This window comes from Microbacterium sp. MF43, assembly GCF_012847295.1.
Lineage (GTDB): Bacteria > Actinomycetota > Actinomycetes > Actinomycetales > Microbacteriaceae > Microbacterium.
This window is the reverse complement of sequence record NZ_JABBDY010000005.1, coordinates 242,331-259,848: the sequence shown is the minus strand read 5'-3', so window position 1 is coordinate 259,848 and position 17,518 is coordinate 242,331. Positions and strand designations below refer to the sequence as shown.

The window sequence follows — 17,518 nt, the reverse complement described above, 5'->3', positions numbered from 1 at the left end:
ACGGATGCCTCGGCATCCGCTCCCTGCGCCTCAGACGCGAGGAGATCAGCCGCGCCGGGTCGGCACGGCTCAGTGCGCCGTGCGCACCCCCACGAGGTCGTGCACAAGGACAGCGGCGGCGCGTGCGCCCTGGCCCGCCGCGACGATCAGCTGCTGCGGACCGGGGGAGGCGGCATCCCCCGCTGCGTAGAGGCCCGCGACCGAGGTGCGTCCCGACGGGTCGACGGCGAGCGTGTCGTCCGCTTCCCGCTCGGGGTCGTGGGACGTGAGGAAGTCGAGCTGCGGCTGCCACTGCGGCCGCACGAAACCGCCGTCGATGGGGACGAGCATGCCGTCGGAGAGGCGCACGCCCGACACGGTGCCGCGATCCCCTTCGAGGTCGTCGATCCGGCGGCGTTCCACGAGGATCCCGGATGCCGCGAGCTCGGCTTCTTCGACGGTGCCGACCGCATCGGCCCCGTTGGTGAAGACGGTGAGCCGGTCGGTCCATCGCGCGATGAGCCGAGCGCGAGCGGCGAGGTCGGGGGTCTCGCCGATGAGGGCGAGGGGCCGGTCCTGCAGCTCCCATGCGTCGCAGGCGGCGCAGCTGAACATCGTCATGCCGTAGAAGGCGCGGAGGCTCGGGATCGACGGAAGCGTCTCCCGCAGGCCGGTGGCGACGAGGACCGACCTCGCAGCGACCGCCGGTGGCGTGCGCTCCGAGCGCCCCTTGAGAGCGGCGATGAAGCGCATGCCGTTCGACGCATCCGTCGGCAGGAGGGCGGTCACGATGGTGCGATCCAGCACCGTGACGTTGGGGTAGGCGGCCAGCTCGGCGCGCGCGAGCTTGCGCAGCTCGAGCGGCGGCACCCCGTCGCGCGTGAGGAATCCGTGCGACCGCAAGGTCGCCGCATTGCGGGGCCGTCCCGCGTCCACGACGACCACGGAGGCGCGCGCGCGACCGAGGTTGAGAGCGGCAGACAGACCGGCCGGACCGCCGCCGATGATGACGACGTCGACTTCCACCGCAGGCGGCGAGGCGGTGTATTCCGTTTCAGCCATGATCATCTGCCTGTGGCGGGAGTGCGGCGATGATCGGGTGGTCCTTGTGGATCACGCCGACCTTGGCGGCGCCGCCGGGCGAGCCGATGTCGTCGAAGAACTCGACGTTGGCCTTGTAGTAGTCCTGCCACTCGTCGGGCAGGTCGTCCTCGTAGTAGATCGCTTCGACGGGGCACACCGGCTCGCAGGCGCCGCAGTCGACGCACTCGTCGGGGTGGATGTACAGCGACCGTTCGCCCTCATAGATACAGTCCACCGGGCATTCGTCGATGCACGCGCGGTCCTTCACATCGACGCAGGGCAGCGCGATGACGTACGTCATGGGACGAGGGCTCCTCGGGAGATGCCCACCTGCTCGTCGCGGGGAACGAGCTTCACGCGCTCGCGTGTGTGGAGGTGGTTCGCTCCGCGCTCGCGCTCGTGGGCGTCGAGCGCGAGCCACCCCTCCCACGTCGTGTAGGCGACCTCGCGCTCGTCGAGGAGGTCCCGCACATCCGAGCCGACGAGCGGCGCCGTGAGGACTCCCGCCTGCACATCGGCCACGAGGTGGGCGATCGTCTCCATCGCGTCGGACTTCGTGTGCCCGATGAGGCCGACCGGTCCGCGCTTGATCCAGCCGGTGGCGTACAGCCCGCGGATCGCCGCCGCGTCGCGGTCACCGGTGGTCGAGGCATCCACCACCCGTCCCTCGATGTTCGAGACCACGCCGGCGCGCGCGTCGAACGGCGCGTCGACGACGGGGGTGCCGTAGTAGCCGACCGCCCGGTAGACCTGCTGGACGGCGATCTCGCGGAACTCGCCGGTGCCGCGCACGCCCCCGTCGCCCGTCGGCTCGGTCCGCTCGAAGCGCACGCCTTCGACACGCCCCTCTCCGAGCACCTCGACGGGGGAGTGGTAGAAGTGCAGGTGCAGGCGACGGCTCGCGCCCGTCGACTCCCGCGTGCGCCAGCCGTTCAGGATGCGCAGCATGACCTTCAGCTGATTGTTCGGCGCGTCGGCCGGGTCGGCGTGGGCGAAGTCCTCGTCGTGCACGACGATGTCGACGTTCGGCACCTCGCCGAGCTCGCGCAACTCGATCGGGGTGAACTTGATGTCGGCAGGGCCACGGCGTCCGAAGACGTGGACGTCGGTGACGGCGGATGCCTCGAGCCCGGCGAGCACGTTGTCGGGGATCTCGGTCGGCCGCAGGTCGACGGCGTGCTTCGCGAGGACGCGCGCGACGTCGAGCGCGACGTTGCCGTTGCCGATCACCGCGACCTTCGCGGCGTCGAGCGGCCACTCGGTCGGCACGTCGGGGTGGCCGTCGTACCAGGCGACGAAGTCCGCGGCCCCGTACGATCCCGGCAGGTCGATGCCGGGAATGTCCAGCACCGCGTCGCGGATGGCGCCCGTCGCGAGGATCACGGCGTCGTAGCGGTCGTGGAGCTCCTCGAGGGAGATGTCGCGGCCCACCTCGACGTTGCCGAGGAAGCGCGTCGTGCCGGCGTCGAGCATCTCGTGCAGCGAGTTCACGATGCCCTTGATGCGGGGGTGATCGGGGGCGACGCCGTAGCGGATCAGTCCGTACGGGGCGGGCAGAGATTCGAACAGGTCGATCGCGACGGAGCCGCCGGCCTCCGCCACGGCGTTGGTCAGGATGTTGCCGGCGTAGATGCCGGCGGGACCCGCGCCGACGATGGCGACGCGCAGGTGGGACAGGGTCGAAGAGGTCACGAGGGGTTGGCCTTTCCGGTCGGGTGCGCGGCCGGGGCCGCGAGAGGATCGAAGGTCGAGAGGTCGAGGGTGGCGAGAGCATCGGGGGCGTAGGGGCTGAGCCGCACGACGTCGCCGACGACGACGACCGCGGGGGAGCGCACACCGCGCGCCGCAGCCTGGTGCGCGATGGTCGAGAGGGTTCCCACCGTGACCCGCTGACCGGGCCCGAAGCCGTCCTCGATGATCGCGACCGGGCAGTCCGCTCCGCGTTCGCCGCGTGCGAGAGTGAGGGCGGAGTTCGCCAGGGTGCCGACGCCCATGAGCAGGACGACCGTGTGGTCGCGACCGCCGCCGAGCGCGCGGATCTGGTCGTGGCCGGTCGCGACGGTGAACGCCGTCGCGACACCGCGGTGGGTGAGGGGGATGCCGGCGATGGCGGGCACCGAGATGGCGCTCGTCACTCCCGGAACCACCTCGACCTCGACGCCGCCTTCCACGCACGCGGCGAGCTCTTCGCCGCCGCGGCCGAAGATGTACGGGTCGCCGCCCTTGAGCCGGACGACCTGCTTGCCGTCCCGCGCCAGCTGCACGAGCAGCGCGTTGATGGCGTCCTGGGGCACCGCGTGGTGCCCGGGGAGCTTGCCCACGTCGACGATCTCCGCGCGAAGGGCGACGCCGTCGGCGGCGAGTGCGTCGAGCACCGGTCGCGCGCCGAGCCGATCGGCCACCACGACGTCGGCGCGCTCGAGCGCGCGCAGTCCCTTGACCGTGAGCAGGCCCGGGTCGCCCGGTCCTGCTCCCACCAGCCACACCTTCCCGACGCCGGTCATCGGGCACCTCCCGTGATGAGAAGGCCCCGGCGGCGAAGCATCCGTCGCTCGAGCGGCCCGAAGAAGACGAGTTCGATGAGGATGCCGATCGCGAGGATCACCAGGATCGCGCCGAGCACGCCGGCGAGGTCGGCGAGGTCGCGCGACTGCTGCAGCATCGCGCCCAGGCCGAATCCGATCGTGCCGCCGGTCGCGATGATCTCGGCCGCCATGAGCGAGCGCCACGAGAAGGCCCATCCCTGCTTGAGCCCCGCGAGATAGCCGGGCAGGGCGGCGGGAAGGATCACCGAGGTCGCCAGCTGCCAGCGGGACGCACCCAGCACCGTTCCCACGCGGCGCAGCTGCGGCGGCACCTGGTCGATGCCCGCGATGAGGCCGTTGACGATCGAGGGGATCGCGCCCATGAGGATCACGAAGTACACGGTGGCGTCCGACAGCCCGAACCAGATGATGGCGGCCGGAACCCACGCGACCGACGGGAGCACCTGCAAGCCGGAGATGATCGGACCCACGGCGCGGCGGATCGGCTTCACCTCGGCGAGCAGCAGGCCGATGGGCGTGCCGACGGCGATCGCGATGATGAAGCCGGCGATCCCCCGCTCGAGGCTCGTCGCGACGGCCTCCTGAAGGCGCCCGGTCTCCCATGCCAGGCCGAGCGCGTTCCACACGTCGAGCGGGCTCGGGACCTTGTCGGGGCGCGGGTCGGCGATCACGACGTAGAGCTGCCACGCGACGATCAGCAGGATGACGAAGACGATCGGCGGCACGACGCTGGTCGCGAAGCGGCGCCAGCGGCTGGGAGCGGCGTCGGTGTCGGTCTGCAGGTTGTCGAGGCCGGCGGCGAGCGAGCGGAGGTCGTCGGACAGGACGGATGCCGCGGCATCCGTCCTGTCGATGGTCGTGGTGTCACGCGGCATTGCGACGGATCTCCTTCCGCAGCTGCTCGGTGATCTCCACCGAGAGGGCGGCCACCTCGGGCGACTCGATGCGCCGGCCCGTCGTCTTGGCGACCTGCCACTGCTGCACGATCCGGCCGGGCCGACTGCCCATCAGCACGACGCGCTGGCCGAGCCGTGCCGCTTCGCGCACGTTGTGGGTCACGAAGACGATGGTGCGTCCGGTCGCCCGCCACACCCGCTCGAGCTCCTCGTGGAGCAGGTCGCGGGTGATCGCGTCGAGGGCGGCGAAGGGCTCGTCCATGAGGAGGACCGGTCGGTCCTGCGCGAGCGCGCGGGCGAGGGCGACGCGCTGGCGCATGCCGCCGGACAGTTCGTGCGGACGCTTGTCGGCGGCATCCGCCAGATTGACCGCGTCCAGCAGCGCCAGCGCCTTCTCGCGCCGCTCGCCGCGCGCGACGCCACGAAGCCGGAGCGCCAGCTCGACGTTGCGCCGTGCGGTGAGCCACGGCATGAGCGCCGACTCCTGGAACATCACCGCCGCACCGGCCGCGGGAGTCTCGATGCGCCCGGCCGTGGGCCGGTCGAGGCCGGCGATCAGGTTCAGCAGGGTCGACTTTCCGCACCCCGAAGCGCCCAGCAGGCACACGAACTCGCCGGGCGCGATGTCGAGCGCGACGTCGTCGAGCACGAGGGGCCCGGCGCCGAACCGCTTCGAGACGCCGTCGATGCGCACCGCGGGGGGCTGCGCGGGGGCGGCGGCGGGCACCGGAGCGACCCCGTCGAAGCTCGGGCCGAGCAGGTTCGGGATGCCGCGGCCCGGCGCCGCGTCGATGGACGACGCGACGCCGGTGCCGCGGGCGTTGAGATCGGTCACGGTGAATCCTCGCCGAGGCCCGCGGCCGAGACGGCCGGGGCGCCGGCTGCCTCGAGCAGGCCGTTGAGCAGGCGCAGATCGAACAGGCCGTCGATCGAGCCCTCCTTCTGCGTGCCGGCCTCCAGGCCGTTCGCGACGAGGGTCTCGAAGGTGTCGGCGTGCGGGTCGACCGAGAAGGTGACGTGGTCCAGCGCCCGCTCGATGACCGCATCGGAGAGAGGCTTGCCCGTCTCCGCCTCGATCGCGCCGTTGATCACCGCGGGCGCCTCTTCGGGGTTGTCCGCGATCCACTGGACGGCGGCGACGTGACCCTCCAGCAGCTGCTCGACGGCCTCCGGGTGCTGCTCGAGGAACTCGGCGCGCACCAGCAGGACGGTCGTGGGGAACTCGCCGTCGGGCCACAGGTTCGCCTCGTCGACGAGCACCTCGGCGCCCTCGTCGATGACGAGGCGCGACACCCACGGCTCGGGGAGCCAGGCGCCGTCGATGTCTCCCTGCTGGAAGAGCGTCAGCGTCTGGGCGTTCTCGGTCGGGGTCACCGACACGTCGCCGCCACCTGAGACGTCGGTCTCGTAGCCCTGGTCGGCGAGCCACACGCGCAGCGCGACATCCTGCGTGTTGCCGAGCTGCGGCGTCGCCAGGGTCGTCCCGGCCAGCTGCTGCGGGCTGTCGATCCCGGGTGCGACGACGAGCGCCGCGCCGCCGGTCGCGGCGCCGGCCACGATGCGTGCCGACTCCCCTCCGGACTGGATGAACGTGTTGATCGACGGGTTCGGACCGATGTAGGTCGCGTCGATCGCTCCCGCCGTGAGCGCCTCGATGGCGGCGGGGCCGGCGTTGAAGACAGAGGTCGTCACGTCGATGTCGCCGAGCGCGTCCTCGAAGAGGCCCTCCTCGAGACCGACGAGCGCGGGGGCGTGGGTGACGTTGGCGAAGTAGCCGAGGCGGAGCTCGGTCACCTCTTCGGCATCCGGGGTGCTCCCCGACGCGGGGGCGCAGCCGGCCATCATGGCCGCCACAAGTCCCAGGGTGGTGATCGTCGTCGCGGTGCGGATGGTGTTCACGGTTCGCCTCCTTCGTTCGGCGTGTCGGGGTTGGTGGAGCGGTGCGCGTCAGTCGCGCGCGATGCCGGCGGCGAGTGTGGCGCCGTCGGACGGATGAATGACGAGGAACGAACCGCCGTGACGGCTGGCCTCGTACGGCTCGATGGGCAGTTCGCCGGCCAGGCGCAGACGCGCGCGGCCGATGTCGTTGGTCTGCAGCGCCTGGGCGGGTTCGTGCACGAGTGCATCGAGGTCGTAGCGCGACTCGATCTGCGCGACGATCGCCTGGACGGTCGTCGTCCCGTGCTTGACCAGCACGCGTGAGCCCGGCGTCAGCGGCCGCGCATCGAGCTGGAAGAGCTCGACCTCGATCTCCTTGCGTCCTGCGGGCAGCGTGCCTTCCGCGACGACGACGGCTCCCCGGGCGGTGTCGATGTCGTCGGCGAACTCGAGCGACACGGACTGCGAGGCGAACGCCTCGTCGACGGCTGTGCCCGCTGAGCGGATGCCCGTCACCGTCGTGGCGATCCCCGAGGGGAAGATCTCCACGCGGTCGCCGACGCGGACGGATCCCGATGAGATGCGACCCGCCACGGCGCGGTAGTCGCGGAGGCGCTCGACCTCGGCGGGGTCGGCCGCGACCTCGGGCGCGAGGCCGCCCTGCGGGCGGAGCACCAGCTGCACCGGGAGGCGCAGGGGCTCGAGGCTCTTCTCGAGCTCGTCGGCGGCCGGGAGCGTCTCGAGCAGCTCGAGCAGCGCCGGCCCGCCGTACCAGGGCGTCCGCTCGGAGCGGTCGACGATGTTGTCGCCTTCCAGCGCCGACACCGGCAGTACGTGCAGATTCCGGATGCCGAGCTCGGCCGCCACCGTCCGGGCCTGGTCCGCGACCGACGAGAACACCTCTGCCGAGAACCCGACGAGGTCGATCTTGTTCACCGCGACGATGACATGCGGAACGCGCAGCAGCGCGACGACCGCGAGGTGGCGGCGGGTCTGCTCGAGCACGCCCTTGCGTCCGTCCACGAGCACGACGACCGCGTCGGCCGTCGTCGCCCCGGTGACCATGTTGCGGGTGTACTGCACATGGCCCGGGCAGTCGGCCAGGACGAACGATCGCGAGCCGGTGGAGAAGTAGCGGTAGGCCACGTCGATCGTGATGCCCTGCTCGCGCTCGGCGCGCAGGCCGTCGGTGAGGAGCGCGAAGTCGAACTCGCCGTGAGCGAAACCGCGCTCGGCGGACGTGCGCTGCACCTGCTCGAGCTGGTCGGCGAGGATCGCCTTGGAGTCGTGCAGCAGCCGGCCCACGAGCGTCGACTTGCCGTCGTCGACCGATCCGGCCGTCGCGAACCGGAAGAGCGTCGGCGTCTGCGGTTCGTCTCGTTGCTGCGCTCCTCGCTCAGCGACCGCGTCGACGGCGGTCGTCGAGCGAGCGAAGCGAGCCGAAACACCCTGGGTATCGAGGGACATCAGAAGTACCCGTCCTTCTTGCGGTCTTCCATCGCGGCTTCGCTGAGCCGGTCGTCGGCGCGCGTCGCGCCCCGCTCGGTGAGGGTGGACACGGCGACCTCGGCGACGATGTCGGCGAGGGTCGAGGCATCCGATTCCACCGCCCCTGTGCAGCTCATGTCGCCGACGGTGCGGTACCGCACGGTGCGCAGCTCGACGTTCTCGTCGGCGCGGGGCGGCGAGAACTCGCCCACCGGGCGCCACATGCCGTCGCGGGCATACACCTCCCGCTCGTGCGCGAAGTACAGCGACGGCAGCGGGATGCCCTCGCGCTCGATGTAGCGCCAGACGTCGAGCTCGGTCCAGTTCGAGATCGGGAAGGCGCGGACGTGCTGGCCCGGCGTGTGGCGGCCGTTGTACAGACTCCACAGCTCGGGGCGCTGATTGCGCGGATCCCACTGCCCGAACTCGTCGCGCAGTGAGATGATGCGCTCCTTCGCGCGGGCCTTGTCCTCGTCGCGGCGGGCGCCGCCGAAGACGGCGTCGTGGCGGCCGTTCGCGATCGCATCGAGGAGAGGCAGCGTCTGCAGCGGGTTGCGCGTTCCATCGGCGCGCTCCTGCAGGCGCCCGTCGTCGATGTAGTCCTGCACCTTCGCGACCTCGAGACGGATGCCGAGACGCTCGACGGTCTCGTCGCGGAAGGACAGCACCTCGGGGAAGTTGTGGCCGGTGTCGACGTGGAGCACCGGAAACGGCACCTTACCGGGAGCGAACGCCTTGGTCGCGAGGTGAAGGACGACGACCGAGTCCTTGCCGCCCGAGAACAGCAGCACAGGGCGCTCGAATTCGGCGACGACCTCGCGGATGACGTGGATCGCCTCCGCCTCGAGAAGGTCGAGCGTCGACAGCGCTCGAGGGCGTTTCGTCTCGGTCGCTTCGCTCCCGCGCTCGACGACCGGAGTCCCGGTCGTCGAGCGAGCGGAGCGAGACGAAACGCTCGCGGTGTTCGAGAGAGTCATACGTGCAGCCCGCATTCCGTCTTCGAGAGCCCGGCCCAGCGGCCGGACCGGGGGTCTTCACCGGGGGCGACCGGGTTCGTGCAGGGCTCGCAGCCGATCGAGGGATAGCCGTTCGACACGAGCAGATTCACCGGCACCTGGTGCGTGCCGGCGTAATCGAGCAGGTCGTCGAAGGTCCACGCGGCGACCGGGTTCACCTTCACGAGCCCGTTGCGCTCGTCCCACGTCACCAGCGGAGTGTTCGTGCGGGTCGGCGCCTCCTCGCGGCGCACGCCCGTGAACCACACCTCGTATCCCGACACCGCGTCCTTGAGCGGCGCGACCTTGCGGCGCTCGCAGCACAGCGCCGCGTCGCGCTCGAAGAGCTTCGCGCCGAACTCCGCGTCCTGCTGGGCGACGGTCTGCTCGGGCAGCACGTCCACGATGCGCACGTCGAGTGCGCGGCCGACCTCGTCGCGCGTGTGGCGCGTCTCGGCGAAGTGATACCCGGTGTCGAGGAAAAGCACGTCGACGCCCGGCAGCTGCTCCGCCACGAGGTGGGGGAGTGCGGCGTCCGCCATCGAGCACGCGACGGCCGCGGAGGTCATCGAGAAGTTGCGCGCCACCCACGCGACGACTTCGGCGGGGGATGCTTCGTGGTCGGTCAGGCTGCCGAGCTCGTGGTTGCCCTGCTCGGCCAGCGCGCGGAGCTCGTCGGCGGTGCGCTTCACCGCGATGCGCGGTGCGAGGGTGACCGTCATTGCAGCGCCTCCTCGTCGGCGCGGTGCGCCCACTGCGCGAAGGTCTCGTCCGCCGCGGCATCCCGCTCGGCCAGGAACCTCTTGACGACCCGCTCGGTGTAGTCGGCGATGCCGTCGGCGGCGACCTTCAGGCCCCGAACCGTCCGGCCGAGGCCGGGGTCCTCCCGGTCGGCGTTCGCGAGACCGCCGCCGAGGTGCACCTGATACCCGGGCACCTGCTCCCCGTCGATCGTGACGAGCTGGCCCTTGAGCCCGATGTCGGCCGTCTGGATCCGCGCGCAGGAGTTGGGGCATCCGTTCACGTGCAGCGAGATCGGGTGCGGAAGGTCGAACTGCGCGAGGCGCTCCTCGAGGTCGAGCACCGCCGCCGTCGCGTAGGCCTTCGTCTCGACGATCGCGAGCTTGCAGAACTCGATGCCCGTGCACGCGATCGTGCCGCGACGGATCAGGCTCGGGCGCGCCGAGAGGCCGAGTTCGTCGAGCCCGGCGATGAGGGACTCGACGCGGTCCTCGGGGATGTCGAGGATCACGAGCTTCTGGTGAGGCGTCGTGCGCAGCCGGGTCGAGCCGTGCGCCTCGACGAGGTCGGCGAGCTTCGACAGGATCGGGCCCGAGACACGGCCCACGATCGGCGTCACGCCGACATAGAAGCGGCCGTCCTTCTGGCGGTGGACGCCGACGTGGTCCCCCTGCGTGAGCGGCTTCGGTGCGGCCGGCCCATCGGGCAGCGCGTATCCGAGGTACTCGTCCTGCAGCACCTGCCGGAACTTCTCGGCGCCCCACTCGGCGAGCAGGAACTTCAGCCGGGCCTTGTTGCGCAGGCGACGGTAGCCGTAGTCGCGGAAGATCTGAGCGACGCCGTGCCAGGCATCCGCCACCTGATCCGGAGCCACGAAGGCACCCAGGCGCTCGGCCAGACGCGGCGTCGTGGAGAGGCCGCCGCCGACCCAGATGTCGTAGCCGACACCCAGCTCGGGGTGCTCGACGGCGACGAACGCCACGTCGTTGATCTCGTGGACGACGTCCTGGCTGGGGTGGCCGGTGATCGCCGACTTGAACTTCCGGGGCAGGTTGGCGAGCGACTCGTCGCCGATGAAGCGCGTCGTGATCTCGTCGATCTGCGGGGTGGGATCGATGAGCTCGTCGGCCGCGATGCCGGCAACCGGGGACCCGAGGACCACGCGGGGCACGTCACCGCACGCCTCCGTCGTGCCGAGGCCCACCGACTCGAGGCGGCGCCAGATCTCGGGCATGGCCTCGACCTCGACCCAGTGCAGCTGGATGTTCTGCCGGTCCGTGAGGTCGGCGGTGTCGCGGCCGAACTCCTGCGAGATGCCGGCGACGACGCGCAGCTGATCGGTGGTCAGCTGACCTCCGTCGATGCGCACCCGCAGCATGAAGTAGCGGTCCTCGAGCTCATGCGGCTCGAGTGTGGCGGTGCGGCCGCCGTCGATCCCGGGCTTGCGCTGGGTGTACAGCCCCCACCAGCGGAACCTGCCGTGCAGGTCGGTCGGGTCGATCGAGTCGAAGCCGCCCTTGGCGTAGATCGTCTCGATGCGCTCGCGCACAGCGAGGCCGCCGTCCTGCTGCTTCCACTCCTCGTTGCCGTTCAGGGGAGCGGTGCCGTCGATCTTCCACTGCCCGTTGGGCTTGGACGACGGACGCGGCGGACGGGCGGCGGCACGGCCGGCGTGCGGCGTCGCGTCGCGCGTGTCGGTGTCGCTGATGGTCACGGTGGCCTCCGGGTGAGCCCGGGCGTCCCCGGGGCGCGGACTCTATCGAGCCCATGCCGCGAGAGTAGAAGCGACGCTCGCTTCGACCTACCCGAGCGTCAAGAGCCGTCACCGTGCGTAACGGTGCGTCACAGAGGTTGCGTGCCGCCTTGGTGGACGGCGTCCATCAACCCGCCGGAGCGGCGGCTGAGGCGGCGGCCGCGGTAGTGCGATAGCGGTCGACGACGATGTCGACGAGGGATGCGGCGGGGGCGTCGTCGTCGAGCAGCGGGCGGGCCACGGGGCATCCGTCCGCCTCTCGCACCGCGAGGTCGTGGAAGTAGCCCGGAGCGAGAAGGTAGTTCGCGACGACGACGCGACCGGGGGCGCCCTGGCGTGCGTCGGCGACCGCGGCGGCGAGCCGGGGATCGGCGGCCGCGAGGAACCCCACCCCGACCGGCCGGCCGAGCCGCTCGCCGAGCATTGCCGCGACACGGCGGCAGTCGTCGTTCGCGCGGTCATCACTCGAGCCGGCGACCGCCAGCACGACCCGGTCGTCGGCGGCGAGTTCGAGGGGCGCCAGGCGGGCGAGCAGTGCGTCGACGAGACGCGGGTCGGGCCCGAGCGCCGATGCGATCGAGATGCCCGTGCGACCCGCCGTCTGCTCCTTGAGGTCCACGCGCACGTGATAGCCGGCCGACAGCAGCAGCGGCACGATGACCACCGGAGCATCGACGGGGAGGGCGTCGAGGGAGGCCGCGACGTCGGGCTGCTGCACGTCGACGTGACCGAGCCGCACCACGACGTCGGGCAACCGCGCGGCGACGGCGGCGACGAGGCCCGCCACGGCCGCCTGCCCCTCGGGGGAGGCGGTGCCGTGCGAGATCGCGAGGAGCGCGGGAGTCGTCACGCCTCCATTCTGGCCTCGCGGCGTGCCCGGGGTGTACGCCGCGAGGTCCGGCGGCGTGCGGGCGGTGCCCACCCCGCGCCAGATGCAGGAGACACGCCGCCGTCGCGCGGCTACCACGGGTGCTTCGCCGCGTGTCTCCTGAATCTGTCACCAACCGACGTGGGCGGGCGGCGGGGTCGTCAGCGGACCGGCGGGTTCGCTGGTTCTTCGACCGGAAACGGCCGACGTGGGTCAGGCGGCGGGGTCGGATGCCTCGGCACGACGCGCGTCGGTGGACTGCGCCGCTCGGAACCCGGCCGCGAAGCCGCGTTCGTATGCCCGCTCCGCCTTCCGCCTGCCCTGACCGCGGTGGTCGTGCCGACCGCGCCCTTCGTGCCCGTGCCCGCCGTGCCCGTGCCCGAGGTTCCCGTGCCCGTGCCCGAGGTTCCCGTGCCCGTGCGATTCGTGCCCGTGCCCTTCGTGCCCGTGCCCGTGCCCGTGCCCTTCGTGCCCGTGCCCGTGTCCGTGCCCTTCGTGCCCGTGTCCGCCGTGCCCGTGCCCGTGCCGGAGCCCGTGCCCGAGGTGCCCCAGCCCGTGCCCGAGGTTCCCGTGGGCGTCGCGTCCGCGCCCGGCGCCCGGGTGGTGGCCGTGGTCGGGGCATTCAGGATCGTCGAGCCCGGAACTCCTCCACGCGTCGTCGTGCGCGGTGCCGTGTCGCGGGGCCGCGCCCGGACGCTCCGCACGGCCGGGTTCGAAGCCGTGGTGTCGGCTCGGGCCCCACCCGTGACGGATCTCGGGCCGCGGCGCGCCCGCGAAGGGAGGTCCGCCGAAGGGAGGTCCGCCGAAAGGAGAACCGCGGAAGCGACCTCCACCGAGCCCCCCGCCGCGGGGGAAGGGCTGGCTCTCGTCCCAGCCGAGCTCCCGCGCCATCGCCTCGAGCGCAGCCAGTGTCGTCGCATAGTCCTCGGACGAGACGGCGTCGGTGACGCGCGAGCGAACGCCGCTGACCGCGTCGGCGAGCCGCGCGTGCGCCTCGCGTCCGGCATCGGTGAGTACCCACGTGCCGTCGCCTTGCTCGAGCGCCCAGCCGAGGTGCTCCAGGCGACGCAGTCGCTTGCCCTTGCGAGCGAGGCGCTCGTCGAGACCGGGCGCGTCGACGGTGCCGGCGAGCACGTTGAGCAGCATCCAATCGCGACGGCTGACGCCCTCGCTCGCCAGCGCGAGGCCGAGCTCCCTGGTGAGCAGCCCGTCGACGAGGCGCAGCCAGTAGCCGAGCGGTCGGCCGGTATGCCGCTCGGGCGGGTTCTGGTTCTCTGTGTTCTCTTCGTTGTTCATGGGAGGTCCTTTCCAAGGCCGTCGCCGGCCAGCGTGAGTGCATGTCAACCGACATGTACATGTACTGTGACATGTGCATGGGATGCATGTCAAGACACATGTAAATTGGAGCCATGTCGCAGCAGCCTTCCGATCCCGCCGACGCCATCGCCGCCGCGCTCTCCCGGATTCGGGGTCGACGGATGCCGCGCCCGCCGTGGGAGGGCGGTCACCCCCATGCGGGTCCGATGCATCACGGGCACCACGAGCCGCCGTGGGGCGGCGGGCCCCACCACGGTCACGGGCGCGGACCGATGCCGTGGGGCGGACCCGCGCGCTTCGGCGGACCGGCGCGCATGCGTCTGCTCGAGGCGCTCGCCGCGGCATCCCGCCCCCTCTCCATCGGCGAGATCGCCGACGCGGTCGGGGTGGATCAGCCCCGGGCGTCACGCCTCGTGCAGCAGGCGGTGCAGCTCGACCTGGTGCGGCGGGAGGTCGACCCCGACGACGCGCGGCGCACGCGCGTCGCGTTGACGGATGCCGGCGCCGCCCTCGTGCGCGGGTTCCGCGGCGAGCGGCGAGAGGCCATCGACACGGCGCTGTCGGAATTCACCGATGCCGAGCGGGTCGATCTCGCGCGGCTCCTCACGAAGCTCGCCGACGCCTGGCCCGGGGTCTAGGGCCCCGGTGCTCCGAAGCGTCCGGCGACCCGTCCTCAGGCGGCGCGAGGCGGCGCCTTGACGAACACCAGCAGCACGAACCCGACCGCGAGCACGAGCGCGATCGCCAGGATCCCGTACAGGGTCTGGTTCGCGGCCGCCGCGATGAACAGGCCCCACAGCAGCGGGGCGAGCCAGCTCGCCGCCCGGCCGGTCGTCGCATACAGGCCGAAGATCTCGCCTTCGTGGCCGGAGGGGGTCACGCGGGCCAGGAACGAGCGCGACGCAGCCTGAGCCGGTCCGACGAACAGGGCCAGGACGATGCCGACCACCCAGAACAGTGCCTGACCCGCCGCCGCGCCGAAGAACACCGTGAGGCAGCAGACGATGATCCCGCCGATCGCGACCAGGATCACGGTCTTCGGTCCGAACCGGTCGTCGAGCCGGCCGGCGAGGATCGTCGACACCCCGGCGACGAGGTTGAGCACGATCCCGAAGATCACCAGGTCCGTGAACCCGAACCCGAAGACGCGCGCCGCGATGACGGAGCCGAACGTGAAGACCGCCGCGAGCCCGTCGCGGTACACGGCCGAGGCCAGCAGGAACCAGAACGTCGCCCGGTTCTCGCGCCACAGCCGGGCGATCGACCGGGCCAGCTCGACGTAACCCAGGAAGAAGTTGACCCGCCGGGAGTCCGGCGTGGGCGGCGGCTCGGGGACGTTGAGGAAGATCGGGATCGAGAACAGCAGCGTCCACACCGTCGCGCCGGCGGCGATGAGCTGGAAGGTCTGCGGTTGCGTTCCGTCGAGCACGCCGCCGAGGATGAGCCCGACCACGATGGCCAGCGCGATGATCCCGCCGAGGTATCCGAAGCCCCAGCCGAGGCCGGAGACGCGGCCGACCGTCCGGGGGGTCGAGACCGAGACGAGGAGGGCGTTGTAGTTCGCCCCCGCGATCTCGCCGACGATGCTCCCGAAGGCGATCATCGCGACGCCGAACCAGAACTGCGACGGAACCCCCGAAACGAAGGCCATGCCGAGCTGGCACAGGATGAGCAGGGCGGTGAAGATTCCGAGCATGAACTTCTTGCGGCCCGTCGCATCGGCCCGCTGGCCGAGCACGGGAGCGAGCAGGGCGATCAGGATGCCGGCGGCCATGATGCCCCAGCCCAGGTTGGCGTCGAGCTGACCGAGCGCCTGGCAGAACGCGGTCGCCGTGTTCGCCGGGGTGTCGCAGTCGATCTCGGATCCGTCCACCACTCCGGAAGCCGCGACGCCCGGGTCGAGGAAGAACGGCGAGACGAGGAAGCTCGGCACCCACACGAAGGTGAGCAGCACGGTGTTGAACGGCTGCGTCGCCCAGTCCCACAGTGCCCACGACACCACGCGCTTGCGGGGGACGCGGACCTCGGGCGCGTGCTCCTGCAGCACCTCGCCGATGGGGCCGATCGCCGCCGACCGAGCGGTCGCCGGCGGCGTCGTCGCCGTGTGGTTCGCGGCGGGGTCGGCAGGGGGCTCGGGCGAACTCATGTCCGTCACGCTAGGACCCTTCGGTGAACGGCGCGTGGCGCCGGCGGGCGCGTCGCCTCATCGCGGCGCCACGCCAGCGTAGCCGGGGCGCGCCGACATCGGTCCAGGGTGATTTCCGGTCGGGGGCCTGGAGCGGGGGCATCCCCTGTGCTTTGCTTCGCACATGACCGACGCACCTGCCGCGGCGCCCTTCAACGGACGTCTGGCGATCCTCCTGGCGATGGCGATGTTCGTGCTGGTCGTCGATACGTCGATCATGAACGTCTCGATCTCCGCTGTCGTGAAGGAACTCGGCACGACGGCGAGCGGGGTGCAGGGTGCGATCGCGCTCGAGGCGCTCGTGTCGGCGGCCTTCATCCTCATCGGCGGCAAGACCGGCGACCTCATCGGGCGCAAGCTCGCCTACACGCTCGGCCTGCTCGGCTACGCCGTCGGTGCGGTCGCGATGACCTTCGCGCAGAGCCTCACGGCGGTGATCATCTTCTGGGCGATCATCGGCGGCATCGGCGCCTCCCTGCTTCTGCCGTCCATGCAGTCGCTGATCCACGGGAACTTCACCGGCGGGCACCAGAAGCGGGTGTACGCGCTGGTCGGTGCCTCGGCGGCCATCGCGGCGGCGATCGGCCCGCTGCTGGGCGGGTTCATCACGACGTTCTGGTCGTACCGGGTCGCGTTCGCACTCGAAGCCGTCATCATCGGGGTGGTCCTGCTCGGTCTGGGGCTCGTCAAGGATGTGCCTTACACCGGCGACCGATCGATCGACCTCGTCGGCGCCGGCCTCTCGGTCGTCGGCATGGGCGGCGTGGTGCTCGGCATCCTGGTCTGGCAGGAGGGCGGCGGCTACGTCGGGCTGCTCATCGGGCTCGGCGTCGTGGCGCTCGGAGGTCTCGCCTGGTGGCTGAACGCGCGAAAGAAGAAGGCGAAGCCGGTGCTGCTCGATCCGGCCCTGTTCGCCTCGAAGCCTTTCCGCACGGGCGTCAGCGGACAGCTGCTGCAGCAGATCGCCCTCGGCGGCACCATGATCGTTCTGCCGCTGTATCTGCAGATGGTGCTCGAGTACAACGCCCTGCAGGCGGGCCTGTCGATCGCCCCGCTCTCGCTCAGCATGTTCGCGGTGGCCATCCTCGCCGGACGACGGGGCAAGGGGCGGCCCGCGAACCTGATCCTCACCGGATTCGCGCTCGCGCTCGCCGGGCTCGTCGCGATCGTTCCGCTCGTGCCGATCGCCGACTCGGGCTGGTGGCTCACTCTGCCCCTGATCGTCGCGGGGTGCGGGCTCGGCCTGCTGGTCTCTCAGCTGAACAACTACACGCTGTCGCCGATCTCGGACGAGCGGGTGAGCGAGGCCGCCGGCGTGAACTCGGCGGCAGGATCGTTCGGCCTCTCGTTCGGTCTCGCCTTCGCCGGCGCCATCATGCTCGCCACCCTCGCGACTGCGTTCACCTCGCTCGCCGACGCGAGCACGGTGCTCGACGCCCAGCAGAAGGAACAGGTGTCGACGGTGCTGGAGGAGGATGCGCAGCTCATGTCGAACACGGGCCTCGCTGAACTGCTCGTCGACGAGCCGCCCGAGGCGGCTGACGAGGTGATCCGCATCAACACCGAAGCGCGGCACATCGCGCTCCAGGTGGCGCTGCTGATCCCGATCGCCGCCGCCGGGATCGGCGTGCTGAACGGATTCCGGATGCGTCGACTGCCGGACCCGAAGCCCAACGAGGCCACCGAGGGCACGCTTCTCGGGTGAGCCGCGGGTCGCCGACTCACCCGCCCGCAGCAGGGTCCTTCGGCGGATTGTGCATGAATTCGATCCGGATGCCGTTGCCGTCTT

General features: G+C 71.3%; 16 protein-coding genes. 2 read left to right on the top strand and 14 right to left on the bottom strand.

All coding sequences use genetic code 11. The annotated features are described in order from the left end of the window. Positions 1 to 69: 69 nt before the first annotated feature. The 13 genes from HF323_RS15040 to HF323_RS14980 form a co-directional block, all read right to left on the bottom strand. Positions 70 to 1,041, bottom strand: a complete 972-nt coding sequence (locus HF323_RS15040; protein ID WP_169583726.1) for an NAD(P)/FAD-dependent oxidoreductase — start codon at positions 1,039 to 1,041, stop codon at positions 70 to 72. Then, positions 1,034 to 1,363: a ferredoxin gene (fdxA, locus tag HF323_RS15035; protein WP_169583725.1), complete on the bottom strand. Its 330-nt coding sequence runs from the start codon at positions 1,361 to 1,363 to the stop codon at positions 1,034 to 1,036. The genes HF323_RS15040 and fdxA overlap by 8 nt, the downstream gene beginning before the upstream one ends. Continuing rightward, positions 1,360 to 2,739, bottom strand: coding sequence for an FAD-dependent oxidoreductase (locus HF323_RS15030; RefSeq protein WP_169583779.1), 1,380 nt, complete (start codon positions 2,737 to 2,739; stop codon positions 1,360 to 1,362). Before HF323_RS15030 ends, fdxA begins: the two co-directional genes overlap by 4 nt. Before the next feature lie 11 nt (positions 2,740 to 2,750). Then, positions 2,751 to 3,566 carry a uroporphyrinogen-III C-methyltransferase gene (gene cobA, locus HF323_RS15025; RefSeq protein WP_169583724.1) on the bottom strand — a complete coding sequence of 272 codons (816 nt, stop codon included), beginning with the start codon at positions 3,564 to 3,566 and terminating at the stop codon, positions 2,751 to 2,753. Beyond that, entirely contained in the window at positions 3,563 to 4,483 is a 921-nt protein-coding gene (locus HF323_RS15020; protein WP_169583723.1) for an ABC transporter permease, read from the bottom strand. Before HF323_RS15020 ends, cobA begins: the two co-directional genes overlap by 4 nt. Continuing rightward, positions 4,473 to 5,198, bottom strand: coding sequence for an ABC transporter ATP-binding protein (locus tag HF323_RS15015; protein WP_317451105.1), 726 nt, complete (start codon positions 5,196 to 5,198; stop codon positions 4,473 to 4,475). Before HF323_RS15015 ends, HF323_RS15020 begins: the two co-directional genes overlap by 11 nt. A gap of 137 nt (positions 5,199 to 5,335) precedes the next feature. Next, a complete protein-coding gene (locus HF323_RS15010; protein WP_317451100.1) occupies positions 5,336 to 6,403 on the bottom strand; it encodes an aliphatic sulfonate ABC transporter substrate-binding protein in 1,068 nt (355 codons plus the stop codon). A gap of 48 nt (positions 6,404 to 6,451) precedes the next feature. Beyond that, on the bottom strand, positions 6,452 to 7,849 hold the full coding sequence (locus HF323_RS15005) for a GTP-binding protein (RefSeq protein WP_169583722.1): 1,398 nt from the start codon (positions 7,847 to 7,849) through the stop codon (positions 6,452 to 6,454). After that, positions 7,849 to 8,847 (bottom strand): sulfate adenylyltransferase subunit CysD, encoded by a 999-nt coding sequence (gene cysD / locus HF323_RS15000; RefSeq protein ID WP_169583721.1) that lies wholly within the window; start codon positions 8,845 to 8,847, stop codon positions 7,849 to 7,851. Before cysD ends, HF323_RS15005 begins: the two co-directional genes overlap by 1 nt. Then, positions 8,844 to 9,587 (bottom strand): phosphoadenylyl-sulfate reductase, encoded by a 744-nt coding sequence (locus HF323_RS14995; RefSeq protein WP_169583720.1) that lies wholly within the window; start codon positions 9,585 to 9,587, stop codon positions 8,844 to 8,846. Before HF323_RS14995 ends, cysD begins: the two co-directional genes overlap by 4 nt. Next, the gene (locus HF323_RS14990) at positions 9,584 to 11,320 is read right to left on the bottom strand and encodes a nitrite/sulfite reductase (protein ID WP_169583719.1); all 1,737 of its coding nucleotides are present in this window, start codon (positions 11,318 to 11,320) and stop codon (positions 9,584 to 9,586) included. Before HF323_RS14990 ends, HF323_RS14995 begins: the two co-directional genes overlap by 4 nt. Before the next feature lie 166 nt (positions 11,321 to 11,486). Continuing rightward, complete coding sequence (locus HF323_RS14985) at positions 11,487 to 12,209, bottom strand: CbiX/SirB N-terminal domain-containing protein (protein WP_169583718.1); 723 nt, start codon at positions 12,207 to 12,209, stop codon at positions 11,487 to 11,489. Positions 12,210 to 12,440: 231 nt separating this feature from the next. Further along, positions 12,441 to 13,523, bottom strand: a complete 1,083-nt coding sequence (locus tag HF323_RS14980) for a hypothetical protein (RefSeq protein ID WP_169583717.1) — start codon at positions 13,521 to 13,523, stop codon at positions 12,441 to 12,443. Positions 13,524 to 13,636: 113 nt separating this feature from the next. Here HF323_RS14980 and HF323_RS15540 point away from each other — a divergent pair, with 113 nt between their 5' ends. Then, positions 13,637 to 14,182, top strand: a complete 546-nt coding sequence (locus HF323_RS15540) for a MarR family winged helix-turn-helix transcriptional regulator (protein WP_223169468.1) — start codon at positions 13,637 to 13,639, stop codon at positions 14,180 to 14,182. A gap of 35 nt (positions 14,183 to 14,217) precedes the next feature. On the opposite strand, the gene HF323_RS14970 is transcribed toward HF323_RS15540, so the two are convergent. Then, positions 14,218 to 15,690, bottom strand: a complete 1,473-nt coding sequence (locus tag HF323_RS14970; RefSeq protein WP_169583716.1) for an MFS transporter — start codon at positions 15,688 to 15,690, stop codon at positions 14,218 to 14,220. Between the two features lie 163 nt (positions 15,691 to 15,853). On the opposite strand from HF323_RS14970, the gene HF323_RS14965 reads away from it, so the two are divergent. Then, positions 15,854 to 17,434, top strand: coding sequence for an MFS transporter (locus HF323_RS14965; RefSeq protein WP_169583715.1), 1,581 nt, complete (start codon positions 15,854 to 15,856; stop codon positions 17,432 to 17,434). Positions 17,435 to 17,518: the final 84 nt, after the last annotated feature.

Excerpts from the sequence above, each read along its gene's own strand:
- HF323_RS14965 (WP_169583715.1), top strand. The coding sequence starts at position 15,854 with ATGACCGACGCACCTGCCGCGGCGCCCTTCAACGGACGTCTGGCGATC.
- HF323_RS15040 (WP_169583726.1), bottom strand. The coding sequence starts at position 1,041 with ATGGCTGAAACGGAATACACCGCCTCGCCGCCTGCGGTGGAAGTCGAC.
- HF323_RS15005 (WP_169583722.1), bottom strand. The coding sequence starts at position 7,849 with ATGTCCCTCGATACCCAGGGTGTTTCGGCTCGCTTCGCTCGCTCGACG.
- HF323_RS14995 (WP_169583720.1), bottom strand. The coding sequence starts at position 9,587 with ATGACGGTCACCCTCGCACCGCGCATCGCGGTGAAGCGCACCGCCGAC.
- fdxA (WP_169583725.1), bottom strand. The coding sequence starts at position 1,363 with ATGACGTACGTCATCGCGCTGCCCTGCGTCGATGTGAAGGACCGCGCG.
- HF323_RS14980 (WP_169583717.1), bottom strand. The coding sequence starts at position 13,523 with ATGAACAACGAAGAGAACACAGAGAACCAGAACCCGCCCGAGCGGCAT.
- cobA (WP_169583724.1), bottom strand. The coding sequence starts at position 3,566 with ATGACCGGCGTCGGGAAGGTGTGGCTGGTGGGAGCAGGACCGGGCGAC.
- HF323_RS15020 (WP_169583723.1), bottom strand. The coding sequence starts at position 4,483 with ATGCCGCGTGACACCACGACCATCGACAGGACGGATGCCGCGGCATCC.
- cysD (WP_169583721.1), bottom strand. The coding sequence starts at position 8,847 with ATGACTCTCTCGAACACCGCGAGCGTTTCGTCTCGCTCCGCTCGCTCG.
- HF323_RS14970 (WP_169583716.1), bottom strand. The coding sequence starts at position 15,690 with ATGAGTTCGCCCGAGCCCCCTGCCGACCCCGCCGCGAACCACACGGCG.
- HF323_RS15540 (WP_223169468.1), top strand. The coding sequence starts at position 13,637 with ATGTCGCAGCAGCCTTCCGATCCCGCCGACGCCATCGCCGCCGCGCTC.